This window comes from Actinomycetospora sp., assembly GCF_055612215.1.
This window is the reverse complement of sequence record NZ_JBVPVA010000346.1, coordinates 1-5,282: the sequence shown is the minus strand read 5'-3', so window position 1 is coordinate 5,282 and position 5,282 is coordinate 1. Positions and strand designations below refer to the sequence as shown.

The window sequence follows — 5,282 nt, the reverse complement described above, 5'->3', positions numbered from 1 at the left end:
GGTACACGCCGGTGCGGGGCCGGCGCTCCGCCAGCTGGGGAGTGCTAGCGGTGGTGAGGGAGGCCGTGTGAACGGTGTGGAGCGCGGGTCGGTGGTGCTGGGCAGTGTGGGGTCCGGTGGGCGGGACGTCCTGGGGGAGCTGATGGCTCTCACGGGGGAGGACGAGCAGGAGTGGCAGGAGCGCGCGCTGTGCGCCCAGACCGATCCTGAGGCGTTCTTCCCGGAGAAGGGCGGATCCACCCGCGAGGCCAAACAGATCTGCAACAGCTGTGAGGTCCGGGCCGAGTGCCTGGAGTACGCGCTCGGGCACGACGAGCGCTTCGGTATCTGGGGCGGGCTCTCCGAACGGGAGCGTCGTCGCCTCAAGCGCCGCGTCGTCTGACGACGTCACGTGCCGGGCGCGTCCGTCCACCGGGCGGCGGTCGCGCCCGTGATCCTCCGCGCGCCCGGTCTCGGCGGGCCGTGACGCCGTGACGCCCGGGCGACCCGCTCGCGCCCCGGTCCCCTGACGAGGCCGTCGGGGGGCCCTTCTAGTCTCGTCGTCGCCCGGCGCAGGCCGGGACCGACGACGGCGTGACGACGGCGGCCGCTCCGGACGCACCCGGGCCGCGCCGTGGGAGGGACGGGACGCGTGGCCGCGACGGCGCCCGTACTGGCCGTGCTCGTCTGTCACGACGGCGAGGCCTGGCTGCCCGAGACCCTCGGCGCGCTCGGCCGGCTCACCGTGGCCCCGCGGCGGGTGATCGCCGTCGACACCGGGTCCACCGACTCGACCCAGGACCTGCTCCGCTCCTCCAACGCCGTCGACGTCGTGCTCGACCTGCCGCGCGACACCCCGTTCGGCACCGCGGTCGCCGCCGGCGTGGCCGACGCGGACCGGCGCTGGGGGCGCTCCGGGGACCGCGGGACCGGCGACCGGCTCTGGATCCTGCACGACGACGCCGCTCCCGAGCCGTCCTGCCTCGACGTCCTGCTCTCCGTCGCCGAGGCCTCGCCCGCCGTGGCGATGCTCGGTCCCCTCCAGCTCGACCGGGACGACCCGCGCGTGGTGGTCGAGGCCGGGCTGTCCACCGACGCCTCCGGGCACCGCCAGACCGGCATCGGGATCGACGAGCTCGACCTCGGGCAGTTCGCCACCAACTCCGAGGTCCTCGCGGTCGGGTCGGCCGGGGCCCTGGTGCGTCGTCGCGAGTGGGACGCCCTCGGCGGCTACGACTCGGCGCTCGGCCTGCTGCGCGAGGACATCGACCTCGGGTGGCGGATCAACCGCGCGGGCGGGCTCGTGCTGTGCGTGCCGTCGGCCCGGCTGCACCACGCCCGCGCCGTCACCACCGGTGCCCGCGGCCTCGACGCGCGGGGGTGCGACGGCGGGTTCCGCACCGTCGACCGGCGCAACGGCCAGTGGACGGTGCTCGCCAACTCCTCGGGGGCCGGGTTCGTCCTGGGCCTGCTCCGCCTGCCCCTGCTCGCGGTGCTGCGCGCGCTGGGCTTCCTGCTGCTGCGCCGGCCCGGCGCGGCCACCGCGGAGCTCGGCGCGATGGGGCGGGTCCTCGCCGACCTCGGCGACCTGCGCGAGGCCCGCCGCCGGCGCCTGGCGAGCGGCGACCCCGCCGTCCCCCGCGGGATGCGCGGCCTGCTGACCAGCCGCACCACGCGCCTGCGCAACGCCGTCCAGGGCGGCCTCACCCGCGTCGTGCGCGCCCGCGTGCGCGACGAGCTCGCCCTCGGGCGCCTGCCCGACTGGGCGGACCGGCCGGCCCGCGCCACCCCGGCCTCCTCCGCCGCCGTCGCCGACGGCCCCGAGGAGGGCGCGCTGCTCGTCGGGCAGGGCGCCCTGCCCGCGGGGGTGACGGCGCCGAAGCGCAGCACCCGGCGCAAGGCCGGCCTGCGCCGGCCCGGCGAGTCCGTCGGCGTCACCCTGGCCGCGTCCGGTGCCGACGGCGCCGCGGGCCCGACCGAGCTCATCGGGTCCCCCGACGCCGCGACGGCGTTCGTCGGCATCCCCGGGCCCCGCGGCGGGGCCGGCGCCGGCGCCGGGCCGGCCCCGGAACGGTCCGCCGCGGACGACGAGCAGCTCGTCGTCGTCCCGGTCACCACCGGCCGGGTGCTGCGCGAGCTCCTGCTCGCCCCGCCGCTGCTGCTGGTCCTGGCGCTGTCGGTCGTGTCGCTGGTGGTCAACCGCTCCCGGCTCGGGTTCGACCTCGCGGGCGGGCGGATCCGCGCGCTGCCGGAGCTGGGCCCGCTGTGGAGCTCCTACCTCGCCGAGTGGCACCCCGTCTCCGGGGGCACCGCCGCGCCCGCGTCGGCCGCGCTCGCCGTCGTCGGGATCCTCGGCGGGATCCTCTGGCCGGTCGCGGGCGGCGACGGCCCGGCGGCCGCGGTGTCGCTGGTGCTCCTCGCGGCCCTGCCGCTGGCGGGGCTCTCGGCCTACGTCGCGACGCGCGGCATCCGGGTCGGCCGGGTGCTGCGCGCGCTCGCCGCCGCGGTCTACGCACTGCTCGGGATCACCGGGGCGGCCGTCGCGCAGGGCCGGCTCGACGGCGTCGTCGCCGTGGTGCTCCTCCCGGTGGTCCTGGCCGGGGTCGCCGCGGTGCTGCGCGGGAGCCGCGTCGAGGGGCGGCGCGCGTCGTGGTGGAGCGCCGCGGCGGGGACCGTCCTGCTGCTCGCCGTGGTGTCCGCGTTCGCGCCGCTGGTCCACGTCCTCGTGCTCGTCGTCGTGGTCGTGGGCTTCGTCCTGGTGCCGGCCCCGCCCGGCGCCGCCCGCCGCCGGGCCATCGCGCTCGGCGTCGTCGTCGTCCTGCCCGTCCTGCTCCTCCTGCCGTGGCCCTCGACGCTCCTGCGCGCCCCGCAGGTCCTGGTGCACGGCACCGGCTCGCCCGTGCTCGAGCGGTTCGCCGGGACGCTCGACGTGCTCTCGCTCGACCCCGGCGGCCCCGGGTCCCTGCCCGTGGTCGGGCTCGTCGCGCTGCTGGCCGCGGTGGTCGGGGCGCTGCTCGCCCCGCGGCGCAGCGTCGTGCCGGGCCTCGCGATCACGGTCCTCGGCGTCGTCGCGGCCGGCGTCGTCGGGACGGTCTCGCTCCCGCCGCTCTCCGGCGGCGACCCGCGTCCCGGCTGGACGGGGCCCGCGCTCGCGTTCGCCGCGTGCGGCGTGCTGTGGACGCTGCTCGCCCTGGTCGCGGAGGCCCAGGTGACGCCGCTGGGCACGCTGGTGACCGGCCGGTCGGGCCCCCGGCACAGGCCCGCCCCGCGCCGCCGCGGCGACTCCGAGATCGACCTCGGTCCCGACGGCGTGCTCGCGCGCGTCTCGGGCGGCACCGCCTCCGCGGCATCGCGGGTCGGCACGGTGCTCGGGGCCCGGCTCCGGACCCGGCGTGGTGCCTCGGGCACCGGCAGCCGGCGCGTGCGCGGGTCGGCGGTGCCGGTCGCCGCGGCCATGGCGGCGGCCCTGGCACTGGCCGCGTTGCTGCTCGGCTCCGGGGGCGCGCTGGCCGCGCGTCCCGCCGCGGCGCTCGACCCGGCCTACGCCGGCCGGCTCGCGGCCGCCGGGGCCAGCGTCGTCGACGTCGGGCTCACCCGGCTGCCGGACGGCCCCGGCTACGCCCTCGACGCCGACCGCACGCGCCGGGCGGGCCCGGACCTCCCGCGCTACGGCGACGACGACCTCGCCCCGGTCGGCGCCGCACCCGCCCGCCTGACCCGCGACGTCTCCGCGCTGCTCTCCGGGGACCCGGCGAAGGTGCAGGCCGGGGCGGCCGAGCTCGCCACCGCGGGGACCGCCGCGGTCGTGCTGCCCGACCCGGCGGTGGCCGACCGCGCCCGCGAGGCGGCGGGGCCGCTGCTCACCCCGGCTCCGCCGACCACCGACGGCCGCCCGGTGCTCGCCGTCGGCCTGCCCGTGGCCGGCGCGGTCCTGCTCGAGCCGCCGGTCTCCGACGACGCGACGGACGCCAAGGCCGCCCCGCAGCGGGCGACGGGCATCACCACGCTGCCCGGCGTGCCGCCCGCGGTGGGCGTGCAGATCTCGCCCGGCGCGAACCGTCGGCTCGTCGTCCTCGCCGCCGAGCGCGAGTCGGGCTGGAGCGCGTCGGTCGGCGGGTACCCGGCGCCGGTGGTGTCGGCCTGGGGCCACCTCGTCGGGGTCGCGGTGCCCTCCACCGGCGGACCGGTGGTGATCGACCGCGACGACACCCTGCGCGACCTTCTGCTGCTGTCCCAGCTCGCGCTGGTGCTCTTCACCGCGGTGTCGGCGCTGCCCTCGCGGACCCGTCTGGACTGAGACGCCGGACGATGTCGGTGGGCGGCGCTACGGTCCCGGTGTGATCGACCACTTCGGGTTCCCGGTCGCCGACGTCGACGCCTCCGTCGCGGCCTACCTCCGCCTGTTCGCCCCGCTCGGCCTCCAGGAGGCGGTGCGCATCCCCCACGAGGGCAGCGCCGTGGTGGGGCTCGCCGGCCCCGCCGGCCCGCCGCAGTTCTGGCTCACCCCGGGCGGGGCGCTGGGGAGCGAGCTGCACGTCGCGTTCTCGGCGCCGGACCGCGCCGCGGTCGACGCCGTGCACGCCGTCGCCCTGGAGACCGGGGTGGAGGTGCTGCACGCGCCGCGGGAGTGGCCGGAGTACCACCCCGGCTACTACGGGGTGTTCCTGCGCGACCCCGACGGCCACAACGTCGAGGCCGTGCACCACGGCTTCTGACGCGCCGGGTCAGTCCTCGCCGTCGATCGTGTCCGGCTCGACGCCGAGGTACTCGGCCACCTGCTCGACGAGCACGTCGTGGAGCAGGTCGGCGAGGTCCTCGCCGTCGAGCGCGCGCGCCTCGAGGGGGCGGCGGTAGAGCACGATCCGGGCGCGGGTCGGGGCGCCCCGGCGGTCGACGCCCGCGGGGACCAGGCGCGCCAGCGGGATGTCGCCGTCGCCGACCACGCCGTCGTCGTCCGGGGCGGTGTCCCCGACGTCGGGGACGTCGTCCACCGCGACGTCGAGGTCGTCGAGCTCGGCGCCCCAACGGTCCTCGATCGGTTCGAGCGCCTCGAGGACGACCGCGTCGAACCGCTCGGCCCGGGTGCGTGAGGCCGGTGAGCCCGCGGGGTAGAGCGGCGCCCGCATGCCGCGCCCACGCCGGTCACGCCGCCGCCGGGGGCGGGTCGGTATCGGGGGCCGCGCCGAGGTGCGGTCCGACCGATCGGGCTCCCGGGCGCCGGTCCGCGTCCCACCTCTCGCCACGTCGCGGGAGCCTACGCCGGTCCGGCCCCCGGAATCGTGCGCCCGGGCGGCTGACGCTCG

The 5,282-nt window shown here is 78.8% G+C and carries 4 protein-coding genes; 3 read left to right on the top strand and 1 reads right to left on the bottom strand.

Annotated features, from left to right (window positions below):
* Positions 1–142: 142 nt before the first annotated feature.
* From AC0CYZ_RS09890 to AC0CYZ_RS09880, 3 genes are all read left to right on the top strand, one after another.
* Positions 143–382 carry a WhiB family transcriptional regulator gene (locus tag AC0CYZ_RS09890; protein WP_472214743.1) on the top strand — a complete coding sequence of 80 codons (240 nt, stop codon included), beginning with the start codon at positions 143–145 and terminating at the stop codon, positions 380–382.
* A gap of 249 nt (positions 383–631) precedes the next feature.
* Positions 632–4,276 carry a glycosyltransferase gene (locus AC0CYZ_RS09885; RefSeq protein WP_472214741.1) on the top strand — a complete coding sequence of 1,215 codons (3,645 nt, stop codon included), beginning with the start codon at positions 632–634 and terminating at the stop codon, positions 4,274–4,276.
* A 40-nt stretch (positions 4,277–4,316) separates the two neighbouring features.
* Positions 4,317–4,694: a VOC family protein gene (locus AC0CYZ_RS09880; RefSeq protein WP_472214739.1), complete on the top strand. Its 378-nt coding sequence runs from the start codon at positions 4,317–4,319 to the stop codon at positions 4,692–4,694.
* A gap of 9 nt (positions 4,695–4,703) precedes the next feature.
* Here the strand turns inward: AC0CYZ_RS09880 and AC0CYZ_RS09875 are convergent, their stop codons facing one another.
* Positions 4,704–5,105, bottom strand: coding sequence for a metallopeptidase family protein (locus AC0CYZ_RS09875; protein ID WP_472214736.1), 402 nt, complete (start codon positions 5,103–5,105; stop codon positions 4,704–4,706).
* Positions 5,106–5,282: the final 177 nt, after the last annotated feature.